Below are 19524 nucleotides of genomic sequence, written 5' to 3'. Positions count from 1 at the left end.
GGTCACTTGGCCGGGCGCTTCGTCACCGCCTTCCGTCGGGCGTTCGTCGAACGGCTCTTGGAGGACGCCGAGTCGGCCTGGGCTTCGGCGAGCTTGCCGGTCATCGACTTCGGGGAAGATTCCGGGCGACCGGTGGGCCGCGAGCTTGCGCCCGCCGCCTCTCGTGCCAGCGGCTTGTCTGCCTTCGCCTTGGCGCCGGCCGTGCTCTTCGCCGTCTGGCGGAGGATGTTGGCGATCACCGTCGCACGCACCACCTCGTCGTCGTCGAAGCCGCCGTGGGTCGAGACCGCCGCGCCGATCGTAGCGGGGGTGTGAGCCGTGGTGTTCGGCAGCGGACCGAGCTTTCCGAAGTACTTCTCCATGCCGAGAATCGGTGTGCGTTCGCCCCCCTCGAACGACTCGGAGACGAGATAGAGCAACGAGCGGCCGTAGCCGAGGATGGCGCGGCAGGTGTTGTCCTTTTGTTCGGCGGCGTCGGAGAGGTGGAGCTGCAGCAGGCGCCGGACCTCGCCCGACTTCAGGCGCGGCAGGAGCGTGGACCGGAAGGTGTCGACCCGGACGGCCGGTGCCATGAAATTGACGCTGTCGAACGTCCATCCGGCCTTGGCGAGCTGGTCGACGAGGTGGCAGTGGACGATCGCGCCGGCCGAGTGGCCGATGAGGTGGAGGCGGGTCGTCCGCGGTTCGAGTGGCGGCGGACTCAGCCGCTTGTTGACCGAGTAGAGCAGCCGCGCCCCACCCTTGGGGTTCTGCGAGATCTGCGCTGCGTTCTCCTTCATCTCCCCCCACACGGCGGTGCCGGGCGCGGCGAGCAGGCGTTCGAGACGTTGTTCGAGGAAGGCGTCGAGCCGGTCGCCGATGCCGCCGGTGGCGCGCGGTTGACCACGCACCGCCTCCTCGGCGAGGTCGACGAGGGTCTTCACCATTCCGGTTTCCCAGACGAGGAAGATCGGGAAGACGTGCGCCTCGTAGAGCGCCGGGATCCAGGTCGCGGCGGTCTTGGCGGCGGTGCCTTCGGTGGTGAGCCCGCCGTGGGCGTAGATCGCCACGTCGATCGGAGCTCCGGGTGCGAGGCCCCAATCCTCGCGGGCTTTCGGGATCAGGTCGGTGAGCAGCGACTCGACGTCGCCTTCGCTGGTGCGGAAACGACCGCTCGTGCTGAGCTCGCCGTTGTTCTCCATGTCGATGATGAAGGGCGAGATCTCGCGATCGCGCAGGATCTCGTCGCTCGACAGGGCGACGCGACCGTCGCGGACGCGCAGGCCGCCGGCGGCGGCGACGGCGAGATGCTCGGCGGTGGCGACGCCGGCCTGGACGACCCAGCAATCCATGGCGTTGGCGAGCCAGTCTTCGTAGCGAAGGCGCGCGCGCCCGTCGGAGCCCCAGTTGCGTCCCCAGGAGTTCTGGATCAGGAACCCCTCGTGGTCGTAGCCATAGATGAGGAAGGCGTGTCCGCCGTCGTCGGGGGCCGCCTTGCCGACCGGGATCTCCCAGATCCCCAATCGCTCGTGTCGCTCCTCGTCGAATCCTTCCATCCAGCGGTCGTGACAGAGGGCGCTCGCGTAGAGCACGCCGACCTCGGCGAGCGCGACGTGGAGGTCGGCGATCGCCTTGGCGTCGACGCGGTAGTAAGCGCCGAGCGGGCGCTGGGCGGCATCGAACCACCAGTCGGTTTCGGGTTTGGCGGGGTTCGGTGCCGGGGTGGTCAGCCGGCTGTTGGGCCAGACCGAGTCGGCCGCGGCGCCATGGTGAAACCAACCCTTCAGCGCTCCCCGGACGCTCGACCCGCTGTCCTTGGCGGAACCGGGGAACTCGTCGTAGCGCCGGGCCATGAAATAGAGCATCGGCGCCGACGTCGACGCGTCGGACTCGATGCCCGAGGAGCGACGGAGGTAGTTCACGACACTGGCCAACGCAAAGCCGGTGCAGGCGTTGGTGCTCTTCTGGTCGAGCACCGGGATCGACTTTCCGAAGCGTCCCTTGAGGTCGCTCAGGGCGTCGTGCTCGGGTGGCGGGGCCTTGACCACCGATGGCTGATAGATCCGGTCGCGGAAGTCGATCGGGTCGGCGAAGACGGTGCGGGCACGCGGGATACGTTGCGTCGGCATGCGGTCCTCCGTGTCGGTGGTCGGCGGAAAGCTCGTTGGTGCAGTGCTGCAGGCCTCAAATCAGCGCGGCGAAGCGTTCGGCGACGCGGCGGAACCCCGGCTCGGTCGGGTGGAGCTCGTTGGCCCACCAATCGCGGTAGTCGGCGCCGGTCGAGAGGGTCCCGCGAAGGTCCACGAAGCGCACGTGCGAGAAACCGGGCAGCGCAGCGAGGTCGATCAGCATCTGGTTGAAGCGATCGATGAGCTGCTGCAGCAGTCGGGCCCGTTCCGCCGGGTCGCCGAAGCCCTTCTGGCGGAATCCCGGCTCGAGCCAGGGGCCCGGCAGGAACCACCGGCCGCCCCAGAAGCCGCGGCCGTCGGCGACCGGGTAGTCGTAGCCATGCACGAGAATGGGGATCCTGGCTCCCAGTTTTTCCTGGCAGAGCGAAGTCACCGCGCCGAAGATCCAGGTGTAGGCGAGACGCAGCCGCTCGTCGATGACGCCACGGGCGACGTCCTCGTTGATCCCCGGCTTCGCTGACGCGGCGTGGTTGAGCAGCACGGCGAGCTCGTCGCCGGCGATGTCGTTGCCGCCGCCGGACAGCAGCACGGCGCGAGGAATCACGCCACGGCGCAGCACCCGTTCGAGGCGACGGCAGAAGTCGTCGAGCTGGCCGCCGGAGTAGGCCATGTCCTCGACCCGGTCGCCCGTGTGCGCCACAGACTCGATGTCGAAGCCGTGGTCGTCCTCGAGTGCGCCGAGCACGTCGCAGCCTGGGTAGTCGAACCAGGAGTCGCCTTCGGCCACCAGCACCCCGGAAGAGGCCACACCGCCGGCCTCGGCCATCTTGGCCGCCGGGGCGGCAAATTCGGCGAGCGGTGGCTGCGCCCCCCCGGCCCGACTCCGGAAGCCAGCGCTTCGCCGTCGGAGCGCCTCCTCGCGCCGGGCGAGGGCCTGGTGTGCTGCGTGACGACTCGCCTCGAGCGTCCTCGTCAGGCTGGTTTCGTCGGTCATCGTTCGATCTCCTTGCTGGCAGGCGGGCGGCGCGGTCTCTTGCGCTCCCGGCGAACCGGAATTGGCATCCTTCCCGTGGAATCGGGCAGTGAGCTTCTGATGTCCAAGACGAACGAGAACGGGAGTTCGGGCGTCGGCTCGACTGGTCTTGCTCGGGATCTCTCGCGCCGCCCCGGGAAGGCGGGAGCCGAACCCGCGATGGCCGTGTGCTCCCGCTCCCCGCCTGCGCGTCGAATCGCCGGGCGGGGCCGGCGCCCGACGTGCACGGTCGACGACCGTCGGTTCGGCTTGCGGACGAAGGGAGCGCGAGCGAGCGGTCGGCCGTGCGCGCCCGAAATCGCCCGGTCGTTCGTTCATTCCGGTTGACGTTCCCTGAGCTGTGCCGAGTGTCGTCTCGACGGCGAGCGGTGGCGCACCGTCGCGGCGAGACGTGCGGGCGGTGCGCGTCGGTGGAGAGCCGAGCGGCGGCATCGCCCGGGGGCGTCCAACCGAATGGGGGAGGGACCATGAAGCGAGCGAGGATCGAAAAGGCCGGGCTGCTCGCCGTCGCGGGTGCGGTGGCGGTGCTCGGCGGGTTGTTGGGGGCGGCCGCGGTCTCGGCCGGCGGTACAGTGGCGGTCGGAGTGCCCGCGCGTGCGGGCGCGGTCGACGGGACGACGCAGAGCTCCGACGCCTTCCTGTGGCAGCTCTTCACCCAGTTCGCCGCCCCGGTCTCACCGATGCGGCCGTCCCGCGTCGTCTTCGAGACCTGGGCGTCGGACGAAGACACCTTCTCGCAGACGCCGCACTGGCCGGGTGTGGATGAGCCGAAGAGGCTCCATGCGAGCCTGCTCGGCAGGATGACCGATCCGGCGCTCCCGAGCCACGGTCCGATCGACGTGGTCTGTGCCCCGCCGGGCAACGCCGCCGTCGGCGGCTTCCCGACGCAGGGACCGCCGACACCCTGCATCGCCGAGGAGACGAAGCGCAATCGTCCGCAGTACGACTACATCGTCGGCCACGGGCTGAACACCAAGGCCGGGCTCGCCGCCGCCTTCGCCAAGGGCTTCCAGGTGGTGATGCCTGCCTCGTCGATCTCGGTCAAGGGCGACTGGGTGCCGGTGCAGACGATGCTCCAGTGGCTCCCGCAGCTCGGCAGCGTCGGCAACGTGGAGAAGCTCTACTACACCGCGAGCTCCGGCGGCGTCGAATACGCCCTCGTCTCGTTGCATGTCAGCAGTCGCCAGAATCCGAACTGGGTCTGGGGGACGTTCGAGCACGCGATGAACCCCGGGCGCTGCGACAGCATGGGCTGCTGGGACAGCTTCGGCTCGACGATCCCCGTCGTCCTGCCGATCCTCTCGGCGGTCAACACGCAGTACGGCGCCTGCCCGAAGACGCCGGCGCTCCAGGCCTGGATGAAGCAGGCGAACCTCTCGCCGGTCTGGCAGAACTACTGCCTCAAGTCGAGCCAGGTCGACTACAACGCAGCCGACGGCACGCCGACGGTGCTGGGCAATTCGGTCATCGAGCGGATCGTCGGCAACGGGACGATCTCCGCGTCGTCCTGCATCGGCTGCCACGTCTACGCCTCGTTCGGCGCCGATGGCGCGACGCCGGCCGCCGCCCGGGCGATGCTGCCGTACAATCCGACCGGCACGCCGATTCCAGCGGTGCTCAAGGGCGCGACGCAGTTCGACTTCATGTGGGGCGTGCTGCTGGCACCGTGAGCGTTTCACTTCCCGGCGAGCCGCACCCGCGCGTCGAACGCCGGGTGCGTGCGGGGCGGCTTGCCTCGAGGAGATCCCATGCCGCTCGGCTTCCTGGAAACCCTCGCCCTGGCCCTCGTCGCCGTGGCCCTGTGGGTGCCGCTGGTACGCATCTGTCAGCGAGCGGGGCTCTCGCCCTGGCTCGCCCTGCTGACGTTCGTTCCGGGGGTCAACCTTGTCCTGCTCTACGTCATCGCGTTCTCTCGCTGGCCGAAGGTGGACCGCGCCCGTTGAGGTCGGGCCGCTCCGCCGGGAGCGGCGCCGCACGTGGTGCCGGCTCGCTCTCGCGGCGCTGCTCGCCCTCACGTTCGGCTGCGGCGACTCCTTCCAGAAGCTCTGGCACGAGGTGACGCTGCCGTCCGGGCGGGCGGTGAAGGTCACCTCGGTGATGCTCGTCTGGGGCCTCGAACACGACGAGCGCCTTCCCGAGCAGGACGCGTTCTCGCTCGACTTCGTCTCCTCGGCGCCCGAGGCGGACGACACCGCACGGCAGCGTGAGGCGCTCGAGGTCTTCGAGCTGATCCGGCCGGCCTCGGAGCTCTGGGGGTTCCGTCGAGCGCAGCTCTTCGGCTTTCCGACGCTACAGCGCGAGCGGGCCCGCGAGTGCTTCATCTTCGTCCGCGAGGCCGACGGCACCTGGCGCGTCGAGCGGCAGCCGCTGAGGGCCCCGGCGGCGAATTGACGTCCGACCGGTGGCGACGGCTAGGATCTCCCGCATGGATCCACACCGGCTCGTCGTCGACCTCCTGCGGCACATGGAATGGGCCGACGCGCTCGTCTGGAAGGTCGTGCTCGCCCACGAGTCGCTCGGCGAGGACGAAGCGCTGCGCGGCAGGCTCCACCACATCCACCTCGTCCAACGCGCCTTTCTCGACGTCTGGTGCGGCCGGCCGTTGGATCTCGCCGGCGGCGAGACCTTCGGGCCCGCGGCGCTCGCGGCGTGGGCCCGCGCGTACCACGCCGAGGCGCAGCGCGAGCTCGCGGGGCTCGAGGCGTCGTCGCTCGAGCGGCCGGTCGACCTGCCGTGGGCCGCGCGAGTCGCTGCCGGGCTCGGCGGGAGCTACGTCGCGCCGCGTCTCGGCGAGACGGGGCTTCAGGTGGCGATGCACTCTGCTCACCACCGCGGTCAGGTGACCGCACGAATCCGCGAGCTCGGCGTCGAGCCGCCACTCGTCGACTACATCGTCTGGATCTGGTCGGGACGGCCCGAGCCGGACTGGCCGGCGGAGGCCGCGGTCGTCGCGCGGTGAACGGGGGTTGCGGTGAGCCGCCGAGCCGACGCCGGATGGCGTGAGAGGGTCCGATGAACGAGCGTGGCGACGCGAGCTCGCTGGCGATCTGGTTTGCCGACGACGACCGCCGCGTGCAGCTCCGCGAGCTCGCCGTGGCGTTGCGCGGACTGATCGCCGAGATGGACCGCTCCGCCGAGCTCGCCGCGCGACGCGGGCCCTACGCCGTTGCGCTGGCCGAAGCCGAGCGCTTGCAGGCGGAGGGGTTTTCCCCGGCGGAGATCGCGGCGCTCGGGCGAGCGGTCCCCGATCTCTTCTATCGATTCAAGGAATGGGAGCCGCCCGGGGAGCGCGGACCCGACGGGCGATGGCACGAGGCCGAGTGGTTCCGCGCCGTCGAGGCGAAGCTCGCCCCGGCGCTCGACGCGGCGGCAATGCTCGTGCAGCTCGGTCGCTACTGAACGACCCCCGGCGCGACGTGCGCGTCGCCGCCGGAAGACGAGAAGAAGGAGCACACGGTCGATGACCGATTTGCCGTCAGGAGACACTCCCGGAGGGTGGGTACCGCTCGGCCCACGCGCGTTGGTGACCGCCTGGGTCGAGGCGTTCAATCGCGCCGATGTCGAGGCGCTCGCCGCGTTCTACGCCGAGGACGCCGTCAACCACCAGGTGGCCGAGTCGCCGGTGGTCGGCCGCGCGGCGATTCGCCGGATGTTCGCCGAGGGTTTCGCCGCGGCGACGATGGTCTGTCTCGTCGAGAATCTCTTCGAGGAGGGTGACTGGGCGATCCTCGAATGGCGCGATCCGCTCGGCCTGCGCGGTTGCGGCTTCTTCCACGTCATTGCCGGGAAGATCGTCTTCCAGCGCGGCTACTGGGACAAGCTCACCTTCCTGCGCCAGCACGGGCTTCCGCTGCCGACCGCCGGGTAGGTGGGGGCGCCGATCCGCGAGACTGGTTGGCCGCCGGAGGCCGGGAGACGTCGAGTGGGGCGGGACTTGGCGGGCCGCCCTCGTCCTGGGGGGACGTGAGGGCGGCCCGATTCCTCGGGCCTGGAAGGCGAGCCCGAGGCGACGCGACTAGAAGCGATAGCCGACGCCGAGGCCGATGAGCCAGGGGTCGATGTCGACCGAGCTGACCTTCTGGCCGGTCGCGGCGAGCTTCACGTCGGAGCCGAGCTTGACGTACTTGACGTCGGCGTTGAGGAAGAGCTTGTCGCTGAGCTTGACGTCGAAGCCGGCCTGGGCGGCGAGGCCGAGGCTCGAGCCGGAGAGGTCGAGCTTGCCGACGCCCGGCACCGCGAGCTTGACGTCGGAGATCAGGGTGAAGTTCAGGCCGAGGCCGAGGTACGGACGGAAGGCGGCGTCGGGCGCGAAGTGGTACTGCGCGGCGAGCACCGGCGGCAGGTGCTTGAAGGTGCCGAGCTTGGTGCCGAGCAGCTCGACGTCGTGCTGCTGAGGGACGGTGAGGATCAGCTCGGCCGCCACGTGATCGGTGAAGAAGTAGGTGAAGTCGACTTCCGGAATGGTCTTGTCGCTCACCGTGATCGCGTCGGCGGGCACGCCGAGCGCCGGAATCGCGTCGGACTTGTTGGCGGTGTTGATCTTCACGGCGCGCAGCCGGACGAGCAGGTCGCCGGGTTCGGCGTTGCCGGTGGCGGGCACGAAGGCGAGCGCCAGGATCACGAGGCCGATGAGCTTCTTCATGGGGATCTCTCCTCCTTGGATTCGAGCCCGGCCCGCGGCGGGAGTCGCCGCGCCGGCGCCCTTGAAGGAGAGTATAACAGTATTATTACCAACAAGGTAATCTTCTCCGGCGGGCAGCGGGGGGCTTCCGGTACACTTCGGCCTGCTGGATCGGAGGCCATCTGCTCGGAATTCGCCGCGAGACCGACTACGCCGTCCGCACGGTGCTGCACCTCGCCACGCTGGAGGAGGGGGCGAGCGTCCAGGTCCGTGACGTCGCCGACCAGCGCCTGCTGCCGCTCTCCTTCGTCCGCCGGATCGTCGCCCGGCTGGGCGCCGCCGGGCTGCTCGAGACGACGCGCGGTCAGGGCGGAGGGATTCGCCTCGCCCGGCCCGCGGCGGAGATCTCGATGCTCGACGTGGTGCAGGCGATGGAGGGGGAGATCTCCCTCAACCCCTGCGTCGCCGAGCCGCACACCTGCCCGCTCGCCGAGGGTTGCCCGGCGCAGCGTGCCTGGGCCGGTGCCTCGGCGCTGCTCGAGGGGCACCTCGCCTCGATCCGATTCGACGCCCTGGCCGGCACGTCGCCGGATCACCGGGTGGCCCACAAGGGGCTGAAGGTTCTCGGCCCCGAGAGCTCCCCCGGTGTCGCCGCGCGCCCGCGCCGGCCCGCGGGTCCCCGCTCGCGACGCGAGCCGCGGGTCGACTGAGCGCGAACCCACTCGGGGCGTGCCGTCGAGACGGCCCACCGCAGCTTTCGATACGCTCCATCGAACGGCGCGAGCCGCACGATGCGGACGGTTGCGCCTCGGGCGTCCAGGGGGGGCGTGGCGATCGAATATCTCATGAAGCCGGAAGGCGATCTCCTGTGCGTCGAAGCCTCGGGCGTCGACGAGAGTCTCGCCGAGGTGCAGGAGCACGGCCTGGCGATCCTCTCGCGGTGCGCGGAGGGGCAGCACAGGCGGTTGCTCTGCGACGAGCGGAGGCTCGAATACCGCCTCGACACGGTCGATACCTTCCGGGCTGCCTCGTTCATCTCCGAGATCGCGCCGGGAGTCGGTCGCGCCGCCTTGGTCTGCCATCCGTCCTGCGCCAACGACGCGCAGTTCTGGGAGACCGTAGCGGTGAACCGCGGCGTCGCGGTGCGGGTTTTCCAGGATCTCGACGCCGCCTGCGCCTGGCTCGGGGTTCCGCCTCGTTCCTGATCGGAACGGGTCGAGCTCGATCGCTGCCCGGAGTCCCGGTTGTGGCCCCTGCCGCTTCCCGGTAGATTGCGACCGAGCGGACGGAGCCGGGCTGCCGGTCCCGTACCCCGGTCGAGAGATCTCCCTTCATGCACTCCCATGCCTCTCGGACCGCTGTCGTCGCGTTGCTCGTCGCGGTCGCCGTGCCGTGCCGGGGCGAGGTTCCGCCGGTTGCCGGCGCGACCGGGGTGCCGGCGCCACGCCGGGCGATCGAGCTGGTCGACGCGCGTGGGCGGACCGTGCAGTTCGCGAGCGCGCCGCAGCGCATCGCCGTGGCAGGGCGCGGCGTCGGCCTGCTCGCCGACCTGCTCTACCTCTTCCCGCAGGCGCGTGAGCGGGTGGTGGCGATTCCCGAGCCCTCGCAACCGCGTGCCGCCGACTTCCTCGCCCTGCTCGACCCGGGCCTGAGCAGCAAGAAGGTCCTCGGCGGCGGGTCGAGCGCCGGCGTCGAGCAGCTCGCGCCCTTCCACCCCGATGTCGTCGTCCTGAAGAGCGTCTCGGCCGACCGCCTCGGCGAGCCCCTCGAGCGGGTCGGTCTGCCGATCGTCTTCCTCGAAGGCGAGTCGCCGGAGCGCTTCCTCGACGACGTGGCGGTGCTCGGACGTCTGTTCGACGACACTCCGCGTGCCGAGCGGATCGTCGCCTACTTCGGCGAGCGTCTGGCTCACGTGCGGGAGCGCCTGCGCGACCTGCCGGCGACCGGTCGACCGCGGGTGCTGTTGCTCACCGCGAGCTCGCGCGGCGGCGAAGGGACGTTCAGCCAGCCGCCGGGCGCGTGGATTCAGACGCGGATGATCGTCGAGGCCGGCGGCGTGCCGGCGGCCGGCGCGGAGTCGCCCGGCGGAACCGTCACCGCCGAGCAGGTGGCGGCGCTCGCTGCCGATCGCATCGTCGTCGCGAGCTATCGGGGAGACTCCCGGGAGGTCGTCGCCCAACTGCGCGCCGATCCGCTCTGGGCGGCGATGCCGGCGGTCCGCGCCGGACGCCTCGACGCCTTCCCCGGCGACTTCAGCAGCTGGGATCAGCCCGGCCCGCGCTGGATCCTCGGGCAGCTCTGGCTCGCTCGCACGCTGCATCCCGAGCGCTTCGCCGATCTCGACCTCCGCGTCGAGCTGGCGGCCTTCTACGCGACGCTCTACGGTCTGCCGGAGACGACGGTGCGCGACCACGTCGTGCCGGTGCTCACCGGAGACTTCGCGCGGTGAGTGTGGCGCCCGGCGCCGGCGAGGAGCGCTCGGCCCGGCGCGTGCTGACGCTCGCGGCGCTCGCTCTCGTGGTGCTCGTCGCCCTGTCGCTCTTCGTCGGCCGTTATCCCCGGCCGTACTGGATGCCGCCCGAGCTCCTCGGCGAGGACGCGCTGGCGCGGCAACTGGTGCTCGCCTTGCGGGCCCCGCGCCTGGTTGCGGCGGCGCTGCTCGGCGCGACGCTCGCGGCGTCGGGCTTCGCGATGCAGATGCTCTTCCGCAACCCGCTCGTCGAGCCGGGTTTCCTCGGTGTCTCCCAGGGGGCGGCGTTCGGCGCGGCGCTGGCGATCGTCGCCCTCGACGCCACGGCATGGGGGATCCAGGGGCTCGCGGCCGGTGGGGCGCTCCTCGCGCTGGCGGCGACGCTGGCCCTCTCGCGCGCCTTCCGCTTCGGCGCGGCGACGCTCCGCCTGGTGCTCGCCGGAATCGCGGTGTCGGCGCTCTTCGCGTCGGGGGTCGGTCTGCTCAAGTTGATGGCCGACCCGCAGCGGCAGCTGCCGGAGATCACCTTCTGGATGCTCGGCGGGCTGGCCGGCGTCGGCTGGCGTCAGCTCCTCGCGGTGTTGCCGGCAGCCGCCGTGTCGCTCCTCGGCATGCACCTCCTGCGCTGGCGCCTCAACGTGCTCTCGCTCGACGACGCGACCGCCTTCTCGCTCGGCGTCGCGGTGCGCCGCGAGCGCCGGGCGATCCTTCTGCTCGCCGTGGTCGGCACCGCGGCGATGGTCTCGGTGGCGGGAATGGTCGGATGGCTCGGACTGATCACGCCGCATCTCGCCCGGCGGCTGGTGGGTGCCGATGCGCGGCGGGCGCTGCCGACCGCGACCCTGCTCGGCGCGCTCGGCGCGGTGGCTTGCGACGACCTCGCCCGCACGCTCGTCGCGACCGAGATTCCCCTCGGTCTGATCACCTCGTTCGTCGGCGCGGCGGCCTTCGCCATCGGCATGGCGCGCCCGCCCGGGAGGGTACGCGGGTGATCGGGGCGCGCGTCGAGATCGACGAGGTCTCTTTCGGCTACTCGCGCGAGGCGCTGCCGGTCGTCGACCGCGTCTCGCTCGAGCTGCCCGCGGGAACGACGACGGCGCTTCTCGGCACGAACGGTGCCGGCAAGTCGACGCTGCTCGACCTGCTGCTCGGCTGGCGGCAACCCTGGAGTGGCGCGATCACCATCGACGGTGCGATGCGACGGATCGCCGGGAGACGGCGTGCCGAGGTCGCCCTGGTGCCACAGAGCGAGCATGTGCCGTTCGACTTCTCGCTGCTCGAGTACGTCCTGCTGGGACGCGCGCCCCATCTGACGCCCTTCGCCGCGCCGGGAGCGGCCGACCTCGCCGCGGCGCGGGCGGCGGTCGCCGAAGTCGGGCTCGCGACCTTCGAGCCGCGGCCGGTGCCGACGCTCAGCGGCGGCGAGCGCCAGCTCGCCATGGTGGCGCGAGCGCTCGCCCAGGAGCCGCGCCTGCTGCTGCTCGACGAGCCGTTCTCGCACCTCGACGTCGGCAACGCGGTGCGTCTCGTCGCGCTGCTCCGCCGGCTCGGTGCCGGCGGCCTGACCATCCTCCTGACCACTCACGATCCGAGCCTGGTCGCCGGTCTGGCCGACCGCACGGCGCTGCTGCGCGGCGGACGGCTGCTCGCCGCCGGCGCCACGGCGCAGGTGCTCTCGGTCGAGAACCTCACCGCGGCCTACGCCGTCCCGGTCGAGCTGGTGCCGCACGGCGACCGGACGCTGGTCGTCGCCCGCCTGGCGGGCGACAGCTAGAAGTTCAGGCCGGCGAGCTCGGGCAGCACGAAGCGGCCGTCCTGGCGGATCAGCACGTCGTCGAACCACACTTCGCCGCCGCCGTGGGCGGGGTCCATCATCAGGACCAGGTCCCAGTGGATCTGCGAGCGGTTGCCGTTGTCGGCGATGGCATAGGCCTGGCCCGGCGTGAAGTGGATCGAGCCGCCGATCTTCTCGTCGAAGAGGGTGTCCTTCATCGGCTCGGTGATGTGCGGGTTCAGGCCGAGAGCGAATTCGCCGACGAATCGGGCGCCTTCGTCGCTGTCGAGCAGGCGGGCGAGCGCCTCCGGCGCGCTGCTCGTCGCCTCGACGATGCGCCCCTGGCGGAAGACGAAGCGCACGTTCTCGTGCGTCACCCCGCGGTAGACCGAGGGGGCGTTGTAGGTGATCTCGCCGTCGACGCTGTCGCGCACCGGGGCGGTGTAGACCTCGCCGTCCGGGATGTTGCGGTGCCCGTCGCAGAGGATCGCCGGGATGCCGCGGATGCTGAAGGAGAGATCGGTGCCCGGAGCGACGAGCCGCACCCGGTCCGTTCGCTCCATGAGCGCCTGGAGCGGACGCATGGCGCGCGAGAGCGCGGCGTAGTCCATCGTGCAGACGCGGAAGAAGAACTCCGCGAACGCCTCCGTCGACTGCCGCGCGAGCTGCGCCATCGAAGCGGAGGGCCAGCGCGTGACGACCCAGCGCGTCTTCGGGACGCGGATCTCCTGGTGCACTGATTTCCACACCTTGGACTCGTAGAGCTCCATCTTCTCCGGCGGCACGTCGGAGAGCTCGGAGACGTTGTCGCCGCCGCGCAGGCCGATGTAGGCGTCGACGCCGCGCATCACCGCGGCTTCGCCTTCGACGATCAGGTCGAGCTGTTCGGGGGTCGCGGCGAGCAGCAGCTCGCGGGTGACCGGCAGGCTCTTGAGCAGGACGAGCGGCGCCGCACCGGCGGCGGCCGCCGCGCGCACCAGGGCCGTGGTGATGGCGGGCGGGACGTCGACCGCCTCGATCAGCACCTTCTCGCCGGGCTGCAGGGCGCAGGAGTAGTTGACCAGCGTCGAGGCGAACTGGTGATGGCGTGGATCGGACATGCGGAAGACCTCGGGTCGAGAAGCGGGGTGGCGTCGTGCGCGGGGGAGTCTAGCGCGAGGTCGGCGGCGCGGGTCGGTCGACCGGCCGTTGTCGCCGTCCCGCACGGCGCCGGGCGGAGCGGACGGCCAGCGGCGCCGCAGCAACCGTTCGGGATGGCAGAATCGGCCGACCGGGTCCGTCGCATGCCGCGCCGGCCCACGGCGACGAGACAGGACGAACGGTGAGCCACTCCCACGATCACGACCACCGACCGGACCTCCGCCTCGGACGGCGCTTCGCGCTGGGGGTCGGGTTGAACCTCGCCTTCGTCGCCGTCGAGGTGGTCTGGGGTCTGCGCGCGCAGTCGCTCGCCCTGCTCGCCGACGCCGGACACAATCTCGGCGACGTCCTCGGACTGCTGCTGTCGTGGGGTGCGTGGCTGGCCTCGCGCGCCGCGCCGGGCGGCCGACGCACCTACGGCTTGCGCCGCAGCTCGATCCTGGCGGCGCTGTTCAACGCGCTGCTCCTCTTGATCGCGGTCGGCGCCATCGCCTGGGAGGCGGTGGCCCGCTTCCGCCAGCCGGCACCGGTGGCGGGGGGCGTGGTGATGACGGTGGCCGGGATCGGCATTCTGATCAACGCCACCTCGGCGCTGCTCTTTGCCCGCGGCCGGGAGCGCGACCTGAACGTGCGCAGCGCCTTCCTGCACCTGGCCGCCGACGCCGCCGTGTCGCTCGGGGTGGTGCTCGCCGGGCTGGCGATCGCGCGTACCGGAGCGACCTGGATCGACCCGGCGGTGAGCCTGGCGGTGGCGGTGGTGATCCTCGCGGGCACCTGGAGCCTGCTGCGCGAGTCGCTCGATCTCGCGATGGACGCGGTGCCGCGGGGCATCGACGTCGAGGCGGTCCGCGGGCATCTCGAGTCGCTCCCCGGCGTCGACACGGTGCACGACCTGCACGTCTGGGGTCTTTCGACCACCGAGGCCGCGCTCACCGCGCATCTCGTCATGCCCGACGCGCCGTGCGACGACGACTTCCATCGCGGCCTCGCCCGCGACCTTCACGACCGCTTCGGCATCGAGCACGTCACCGTGCAGATCGAGCGCTGTGGCGACGGCTGCGCGCAGGAGCCCGAAGGGGCGCTCTAGCCGGCGACGATCGGAGGTCGGTCAGCCGGCGACGCGGAAGCGGCCCGCCAGGCCGTCGGCGACGGCGAGACCGGCGAGCGTCGGACGGAGCCGCTCGCCTTCGCGGCGCAGCAACTCCTGCCGCTCGAGCTCGGCGAGGAGTGCCGGGTTGGCGGCCGCGAGATCGAAGCGGTAGCGACTGCGGAAGTGGGCGAGGTCGATGCCGTCGACGGTGCGCAGGCCGAGGAGCAGCGCTTCCAGCCGCAGCGCCGGCAGATCGAGCGTCTCTTCTCCGGCGAGCGGCCGCTCGCCGCGTTCGACCTTCGCCGTCCAGTGCTTGATCTTCCGCTCGTTCCACCAGCGCCGCGCGCCCCGCTCGCTCCATGCGAACGAGTGGGCGCCGAGGCCGAGCCCGAGGTACGGCGTGTGATTCCAGTATTTCGGGTTGTGGCGGGAGCGGTGCTCGAGGCCGCAGGCGAAATTCGAGACTTCGTAGGCTCCGAAACCAAGACAAGGCAAAGACGTCTGGGTAAGGAAGAAGAGAGAGGCTTTCCGGGGCTCGGCGAGCTCGATGAGCTCGTGGCGTCCGGCTCGGAAGCCGAAGGGTGTGCCGTCGTGAACGGTGAGCTGGTAGCAGGAGAGGTGGTGCGGCGCTAGGGCGACGGCGGTCTCGAGGTTGCGCTGCCAGGAGGCTCTGGTCTGGTCAGGGAGGCCGTAGATCAGGTCGAGGGAGACCCAAGGGAAGCCGGCGGCGCGGGCGAGGCGAACGGACTCGCGGGCCTGCTCGGCGGTGTGCTCGCGACCGAGGAAGCGGAGCTCGGCGTCGTCGAACGACTGGACGCCGAGCGACAGGGCCTGCACGCCGAGCCGTCTCCAGGCGTCGCAGCTCGCGGCGGTGACGTGCTCGGGGTTCGCTTCGAGAGTGATCCAGGCGTCGGGGAGTGCGCCGAGAAGGTCGCGTGCGGCGGCGATCAGGCGGCCGAGGTCGTCGGGCTCGACGAGCGACGGGGTGCCGCCGCCGAAGTAGATCGTGTCGAACGCGGCGTCACGGAATGAGCCCTCGTCGCGCGCCAGCGCCATCTCGTCGAGCAGGCGGTCGACGTGCGCGCGGACGATGGCGCCGCGGCCGGGGAGGACGGCGAAATCGCAGTAGGGGCAGATCCGGGCGCAGAAGGGGAGGTGGAGGTAGAGCCCCGGCGAGGAGATGGCTACTCCTCCTCCTCGTCGGTGCGGAGCACCGCGACGAACGCCTGCTGCGGGATCTCCACCGCGCCGACCAGCTTCATCTTCTTCTTGCCTTCCTTCTGCTTCTCGAGGAGCTTGCGCTTGCGCGAGATGTCGCCGCCGTAGCACTTGGCGGTGACGTCCTTGCGGTAGGCGTTGATCGTCGTCCGCGCGATGATCTGGCCGCCGATGGCGCCCTGGATGGCGATCTTGAACTGCTGGCGCGGGATCGTCTTGGCGAGCCGCTCGCAGTAGCGGACGGCGCGCGGCCGGGCGAACTCGCGATGCACGAGCTGCGAGAGCGCATCGACCTTCTCGGCGTTGACCAGGATGTCGACCTTGACCAGGTCGGCCTCGCGCTCGTCGAGCAGCTCGTAGTCGAACGAGCCGTAGCCCTGGGTGATCGACTTCAGCCGATCGTAGAAGTCGAAGAGCACCTCGGCGAGCGGCAGCTCGCTGGTCAGCTCGACGCGGCCGGCGGCGAGGTAGTGGAAGGTGCTGTTGACGCCGCGCCGCTCGCGGCAGAGCTCCATCACCGCGCCGACGTAGCGCTCGGGGATGAGGATCGAGCCCTTGATGAACGGCTCGAAGGCCTGCTTGATCGAGCCCGGGTCGGGGTAGTAGCTGGGGTTGTCGACCTCGACCTCGCGGCCGTCGGTGAGGATGACGCGATAGCGCACCGACGGGGCGGTGAGGATGAGCGAGAGGTCGTACTCGCGCTCGAGCCGCTCCTGGACGATGTCGAGGTGGAGCAGGCCGAGGAAACCGCAGCGGAAGCCGAAGCCGAGGGCGGCGGACGAGTCTTTCTGGTAGATCAGCGACGCGTCGTTGAGCTTGAGCTTCTCGATCGACTTGGCGAGCTCTTCGTAGTCGTCGGTCGCCATCGGGTAGATCGACGAGAAGACGACCGGCTTGGCCTCGCGGTAACCCGGCACCGGCTCGGCAGCGGGGCGCGCGGCGTCGGTCAGCGTGTCGCCGATCGCCAGTCCCGAGAGGCTCTTCAACCCGGAGATGACGTAGCCGACCTCGCCGGCCCTGAGCTCGGGTGAGGGGATGCGCTTCAGGCGCAGCCGTCCGACCTCCTCGACCTTGTGCTCGACCTGCGAGTGCATCAGGCGGAGCTGCATGCCGGCGCGAATCGTCCCCTCCATCACGCGCACCACCAGCACGGCACCGCGGTAGGCGTCGTACTGGGCGTCGAAGAGGAGCGCGGCGAGGGGGGCGTCCGGGTCGCCGGACGGCGGCGGGAGCTTGGCGACGATCGCCTCGAGCAGGTCGGGGATGCCGGTGCCGTGCTTGGCCGAGACCGAGACCGACTCGAACGGGTCGAGTCCGAGGTCGCGGTCGATCTCCTCCATCGCCCGCTCGACGTCGGCCGAAGGGAGGTCGATCTTGTTGATCACCGGCACGATCTCGAGCTCGTGCTCGGTGGCGAGGTAGAGGTTGGCTACCGTCTGCGCTTCGACTCCCTGGGACGCGTCGACGACCAGCAGCGCCCCTTCGCAGGCCATCAGCGAGCGGCGCACCTCGTGGGAGAAGTCGACGTGGCCGGGAGTGTCGATCAGGTTGAGCTCGTATTGCCGGCCGTCGCGGGCGGTGTAGGGGAGCGAGATGGTGTTCGACTTGATGGTGATCCCGCGCTCGCGCTCGAGGTCCATCGTGTCGAGCACCTGCTCGCGCAGCTCGCGGCGGTCGACCGCGCCGCAACTCTCGATGAGCCGGTCGGCGAGCGTCGACTTGCCGTGGTCGATGTGGGCGATGATGCAGAAGTTGCGGATGTTGTCCACGGTTCGCGCCGGCCACCCCGTCGGGGAGCGGCCGGCCCGTGATGATATCGCCTCTCGCGAGCGGACCGTGCCGCTCCTCTCCGGTGGTCCAGGTCGAATGCGCGTCGGAGCTCGATGGGTCCTCCCGGTGCCGTCCCTCGGAGCTGCATCCCGGGGGAGTTTCGCGGCAACGCCGAGGATGCGGCGCCGCCTGCCGGCGACGACCTTCGCCGCCCGCCCTTGGCGCTTCACCGGCCGAGAGGCTAGCCTTGGCAGCGATGGCATCGCGGGTCGTGCGGGTCGGGGTGGTGGCGTACGAGATGGAGGGGCGGCCCTCCGGGGTGGGGCGCTTCCTCGAAGGACTGCTGTCGGGGCTGGCGGAGCTGGCGGAGGCGGAGGAGCCGGCGCGAACCGACCTCGAGCGCTGGTCGTTCCAGCTCTTCTTCAAGGGCGAGCCGTTCGAGCATCCGCTCTTCGCGGCGCGCGATCGACGTGGGCGACTCCTCTTCGAGCCGATCTTCGATCGCCGGCCGAGCTGGCGGCCGATCGCCTGGGAGCAGCTCCGGCTGCCGACGCTGCTGCGAGCGCACGGGGCCGGGGCGGTCTTCTCGCCGGGCTACAGCCTGCCGCTGCTCTCCGACCTTCCGGGTTTCCTCACCTTGCACGACCTCTCGTTCGAACGGCGTCCGGAGGAGTTCGCTCCGCGCGAGCGCTGGCGTCGACGTCTGCTGGCGCGCTGGGGGGCGCGGCGTGCGGCGCGCGTCTTCGCCAGCAGCCGCTTCGGCGGCGACGAGCTGATGCGGCTCTACGGCCTGGCCAGGCGACGGATCACGCTGCTCTCTGCCGCCGTGGCGCCGCGCTTCGCGGCGCGGCCTGCCGATCCTGAGGGGGAGGCGCTGGCGCTCGCCGGGCTCGGGGTCCGACCGCCCTATCTGCTCTGGGTCGGCACCCTGCTGCCACGCCGCCCGATCGGCTGGGCGCTCGCGGCGCTGGGGCGGGAGCGCGCGCGTCATCCCGAGCTGACCCTGGTGGTCGCCGGCGCGGACCGGATGCCCGGCCACGGCGTGTTCGCCGAGGAGCTGGCGGCGAGCGGTGTCGCCGACGCCGTCGTGCGGCTTCCGTTCGTCCCCGATGCGCTGCTGCCAGCGCTCTACCGCGAGGCCGAGCTGACGCTCTACCCCTCGGCGTACGAGGGGTTCGGACTGCCGCCCCTCGAGTCGCTCGCCGCCGGAACGCCGGCGGTGACCACGCCGGGGCAGGCGCTCGACGACCTCTGGCCCGGCGATCCCTACCGGGCCCCGTTCGAGCTCGAGGGCTTCTGCGCCATGGTGAAGACGGCGCTCGCCGATCGCCGGCGCGATGCCGTCGTGACGGAGGGGCAGGCACGCGTCGCGACCCTCTCCTGGCGCGCCAGCGCCGCGCGGCTGCTTGCCACGCTCGCCGAGGAGCTGCCGGCGTGATCTCGGCGCTGATCGTCAGCTTCAATACGCGCGACCAGTTGCGCGAGACCCTCGGTCGTCTCGCCGCGCTGCCCGACCCGCCCGACGAGGTGATCGTCGCCGACAACGGCTCGCGCGACGGGACGCTCGCGATGGTGGCAAGCGATTTTCCCGCCGTGCGGGCGCTCGATTTCGGCGCCAACCTCGGTTTCGGCGCGGCCAACAACCGGGCCGCGGCGGTGGCGCGCGGCGATCGTCTGTTGCTGCTCAACTCGGATGCCTGGCCGCTGCCCGGAACGCTCTCCCGGCTCTCCGCCGCGCTCTCCGCCGACCCGCGACGGGGGCTCGTCGGCCCGCGCCTGACCTATGCCGACGGCCGGCCGCAGTTCCACTGGGTCCCCGCGACCGGTGTCTTCGGCGAGGCGGCGCAGAAGCTGCGGAATCGCTTCGAGGGCAGCGACTGGGTCCATCGCCTGCGCTGGCCGGGTGGCTGGCATACCGCCGCCTGCGCGCTGGTGCGGCGCGAGGCGTTCGACGCGGTGCGGGGCTTCGACGAACGGTTCTTCCTCTACTTCGAGGACGTCGACCTCTGTGTGCGCTTGCGCCGCGCCGGTTGGAGACTCTCGAGCGTCGACGAGGCGGTGGCGGTGCACGTCAAGGGCGGCTCGCGCACCGGGCTCACCGAGGACCTCGAGTACCGCCGGAGCCAGCTGCTCTTCTATCGGCTGCACCGTTCGTGGTGGGAGAACCTCTTGCTCCGCGCACGTCTGCGCCACCGCGCGCGGCAGCTCGACCCGGCCCTCCGCGACGGCCTTCGGCGTCTGCTCGAGATGCGCGATCACGAGCCGCGCTAGTCCAAGGAGCTCGCCGGGATCCGCGGGGC

20 protein-coding genes are annotated in these 19524 nt (G+C 71.1%); 14 read left to right on the top strand and 6 right to left on the bottom strand.

Annotation, left to right across the window (positions count from 1 at the left end):
• Positions 1–2: 2 nt before the first annotated feature.
• The gene (locus IPJ17_17770) at positions 3–2108 is read right to left on the bottom strand and encodes a C1 family peptidase (protein ID QQR73311.1); all 2106 of its coding nucleotides are present in this window, start codon (positions 2106–2108) and stop codon (positions 3–5) included.
• 55 nt (positions 2109–2163) lie between these two features.
• A complete protein-coding gene (locus tag IPJ17_17765; protein QQR73310.1) occupies positions 2164–3102 on the bottom strand; it encodes a hypothetical protein in 939 nt (312 codons plus the stop codon).
• 506 nt (positions 3103–3608) lie between these two features.
• Between IPJ17_17765 and IPJ17_17760 the strand changes: the two genes are divergently transcribed.
• From IPJ17_17760 to IPJ17_17735, 6 genes are all read left to right on the top strand, one after another.
• Positions 3609–4811, top strand: a complete 1203-nt coding sequence (locus tag IPJ17_17760) for a hypothetical protein (GenBank protein QQR73309.1) — start codon at positions 3609–3611, stop codon at positions 4809–4811.
• Positions 4812–4889: 78 nt separating this feature from the next.
• Positions 4890–5084: a hypothetical protein gene (locus IPJ17_17755; GenBank protein QQR73308.1), complete on the top strand. Its 195-nt coding sequence runs from the start codon at positions 4890–4892 to the stop codon at positions 5082–5084.
• 112 nt (positions 5085–5196) lie between these two features.
• Positions 5197–5532 (top strand): hypothetical protein, encoded by a 336-nt coding sequence (locus tag IPJ17_17750; GenBank protein QQR73307.1) that lies wholly within the window; start codon positions 5197–5199, stop codon positions 5530–5532.
• Positions 5533–5566: 34 nt separating this feature from the next.
• Positions 5567–6100 (top strand): damage-inducible protein DinB, encoded by a 534-nt coding sequence (locus IPJ17_17745; protein QQR73306.1) that lies wholly within the window; start codon positions 5567–5569, stop codon positions 6098–6100.
• A gap of 53 nt (positions 6101–6153) precedes the next feature.
• Positions 6154–6540 carry a hypothetical protein gene (locus tag IPJ17_17740; GenBank protein QQR73305.1) on the top strand — a complete coding sequence of 129 codons (387 nt, stop codon included), beginning with the start codon at positions 6154–6156 and terminating at the stop codon, positions 6538–6540.
• Positions 6541–6601: 61 nt separating this feature from the next.
• Positions 6602–7009: a nuclear transport factor 2 family protein gene (locus tag IPJ17_17735; protein ID QQR73304.1), complete on the top strand. Its 408-nt coding sequence runs from the start codon at positions 6602–6604 to the stop codon at positions 7007–7009.
• 147 nt (positions 7010–7156) lie between these two features.
• Here the strand turns inward: IPJ17_17735 and IPJ17_17730 are convergent, their stop codons facing one another.
• Positions 7157–7783 (bottom strand): OmpW family protein, encoded by a 627-nt coding sequence (locus IPJ17_17730; protein ID QQR73303.1) that lies wholly within the window; start codon positions 7781–7783, stop codon positions 7157–7159.
• 203 nt (positions 7784–7986) lie between these two features.
• Between IPJ17_17730 and IPJ17_17725 the strand changes: the two genes are divergently transcribed.
• From IPJ17_17725 to IPJ17_17705, 5 genes are all read left to right on the top strand, one after another.
• Positions 7987–8472 (top strand): Rrf2 family transcriptional regulator, encoded by a 486-nt coding sequence (locus tag IPJ17_17725; protein QQR73302.1) that lies wholly within the window; start codon positions 7987–7989, stop codon positions 8470–8472.
• A gap of 81 nt (positions 8473–8553) precedes the next feature.
• Positions 8554–8967: a hypothetical protein gene (locus IPJ17_17720; protein ID QQR73301.1), complete on the top strand. Its 414-nt coding sequence runs from the start codon at positions 8554–8556 to the stop codon at positions 8965–8967.
• 128 nt (positions 8968–9095) lie between these two features.
• Entirely contained in the window at positions 9096–10211 is a 1116-nt protein-coding gene (locus IPJ17_17715; protein QQR73300.1) for an ABC transporter substrate-binding protein, read from the top strand.
• Positions 10208–11224, top strand: a complete 1017-nt coding sequence (locus tag IPJ17_17710) for an iron ABC transporter permease (GenBank protein QQR73299.1) — start codon at positions 10208–10210, stop codon at positions 11222–11224. Before IPJ17_17715 ends, IPJ17_17710 begins: the two co-directional genes overlap by 4 nt.
• Positions 11221–12006 carry an ABC transporter ATP-binding protein gene (locus IPJ17_17705; GenBank protein QQR73298.1) on the top strand — a complete coding sequence of 262 codons (786 nt, stop codon included), beginning with the start codon at positions 11221–11223 and terminating at the stop codon, positions 12004–12006. Before IPJ17_17710 ends, IPJ17_17705 begins: the two co-directional genes overlap by 4 nt.
• Here IPJ17_17705 and IPJ17_17700 read toward each other — a convergent pair.
• Positions 12003–13106, bottom strand: a complete 1104-nt coding sequence (locus IPJ17_17700; protein QQR73297.1) for an aminopeptidase — start codon at positions 13104–13106, stop codon at positions 12003–12005. The genes IPJ17_17705 and IPJ17_17700 overlap by 4 nt on opposite strands.
• A gap of 221 nt (positions 13107–13327) precedes the next feature.
• Here IPJ17_17700 and IPJ17_17695 point away from each other — a divergent pair, with 221 nt between their 5' ends.
• Entirely contained in the window at positions 13328–14233 is a 906-nt protein-coding gene (locus IPJ17_17695; GenBank protein ID QQR73296.1) for a cation transporter, read from the top strand.
• A gap of 21 nt (positions 14234–14254) precedes the next feature.
• Here the strand turns inward: IPJ17_17695 and IPJ17_17690 are convergent, their stop codons facing one another.
• Both IPJ17_17690 and lepA read right to left on the bottom strand, forming a co-directional pair.
• The gene (locus tag IPJ17_17690) at positions 14255–15292 is read right to left on the bottom strand and encodes a coproporphyrinogen III oxidase family protein (GenBank protein ID QQR76250.1); all 1038 of its coding nucleotides are present in this window, start codon (positions 15290–15292) and stop codon (positions 14255–14257) included.
• 128 nt (positions 15293–15420) lie between these two features.
• Positions 15421–17223, bottom strand: coding sequence for an elongation factor 4 (gene lepA / locus IPJ17_17685; protein QQR73295.1), 1803 nt, complete (start codon positions 17221–17223; stop codon positions 15421–15423).
• Between the two features lie 257 nt (positions 17224–17480).
• Here lepA and IPJ17_17680 point away from each other — a divergent pair, with 257 nt between their 5' ends.
• Both IPJ17_17680 and IPJ17_17675 read left to right on the top strand, forming a co-directional pair.
• Positions 17481–18662: a glycosyltransferase gene (locus tag IPJ17_17680; GenBank protein QQR73294.1), complete on the top strand. Its 1182-nt coding sequence runs from the start codon at positions 17481–17483 to the stop codon at positions 18660–18662.
• Positions 18659–19495 carry a glycosyltransferase family 2 protein gene (locus IPJ17_17675; protein QQR73293.1) on the top strand — a complete coding sequence of 279 codons (837 nt, stop codon included), beginning with the start codon at positions 18659–18661 and terminating at the stop codon, positions 19493–19495. Before IPJ17_17680 ends, IPJ17_17675 begins: the two co-directional genes overlap by 4 nt.
• Positions 19496–19524: the final 29 nt, after the last annotated feature.

Source organism: Holophagales bacterium (genome assembly GCA_016699405.1).
GTDB lineage: Bacteria > Acidobacteriota > Thermoanaerobaculia > Multivoradales > JAGPDF01 > JAAYLR01.
The sequence above is the reverse complement of the archived record's forward strand: the minus strand, read 5'-3'. Positions and strand labels throughout refer to the sequence as shown.

What these genes read in the sequence shown, in the direction of transcription:
- IPJ17_17770 (QQR73311.1), bottom strand. Translation starts at nt 2,108, where the DNA reads ATGCCGACGCAACGTATCCCGCGTGCCCGCACCGTCTTCGCCGACCCG.
- IPJ17_17765 (QQR73310.1), bottom strand. Translation starts at nt 3,102, where the DNA reads ATGACCGACGAAACCAGCCTGACGAGGACGCTCGAGGCGAGTCGTCAC.
- IPJ17_17760 (QQR73309.1), top strand. Translation starts at nt 3,609, where the DNA reads ATGAAGCGAGCGAGGATCGAAAAGGCCGGGCTGCTCGCCGTCGCGGGT.
- IPJ17_17755 (QQR73308.1), top strand. Translation starts at nt 4,890, where the DNA reads ATGCCGCTCGGCTTCCTGGAAACCCTCGCCCTGGCCCTCGTCGCCGTG.
- IPJ17_17745 (QQR73306.1), top strand. Translation starts at nt 5,567, where the DNA reads ATGGATCCACACCGGCTCGTCGTCGACCTCCTGCGGCACATGGAATGG.
- IPJ17_17740 (QQR73305.1), top strand. Translation starts at nt 6,154, where the DNA reads ATGAACGAGCGTGGCGACGCGAGCTCGCTGGCGATCTGGTTTGCCGAC.
- IPJ17_17735 (QQR73304.1), top strand. Translation starts at nt 6,602, where the DNA reads ATGACCGATTTGCCGTCAGGAGACACTCCCGGAGGGTGGGTACCGCTC.
- IPJ17_17730 (QQR73303.1), bottom strand. Translation starts at nt 7,783, where the DNA reads ATGAAGAAGCTCATCGGCCTCGTGATCCTGGCGCTCGCCTTCGTGCCC.
- IPJ17_17720 (QQR73301.1), top strand. Translation starts at nt 8,554, where the DNA reads ATGCGGACGGTTGCGCCTCGGGCGTCCAGGGGGGGCGTGGCGATCGAA.
- IPJ17_17715 (QQR73300.1), top strand. Translation starts at nt 9,096, where the DNA reads ATGCACTCCCATGCCTCTCGGACCGCTGTCGTCGCGTTGCTCGTCGCG.
- IPJ17_17700 (QQR73297.1), bottom strand. Translation starts at nt 13,106, where the DNA reads ATGTCCGATCCACGCCATCACCAGTTCGCCTCGACGCTGGTCAACTAC.
- IPJ17_17690 (QQR76250.1), bottom strand. Translation starts at nt 15,292, where the DNA reads ATGGCGCTGGCGCGCGACGAGGGCTCATTCCGTGACGCCGCGTTCGAC.
- IPJ17_17680 (QQR73294.1), top strand. Translation starts at nt 17,481, where the DNA reads ATGGCATCGCGGGTCGTGCGGGTCGGGGTGGTGGCGTACGAGATGGAG.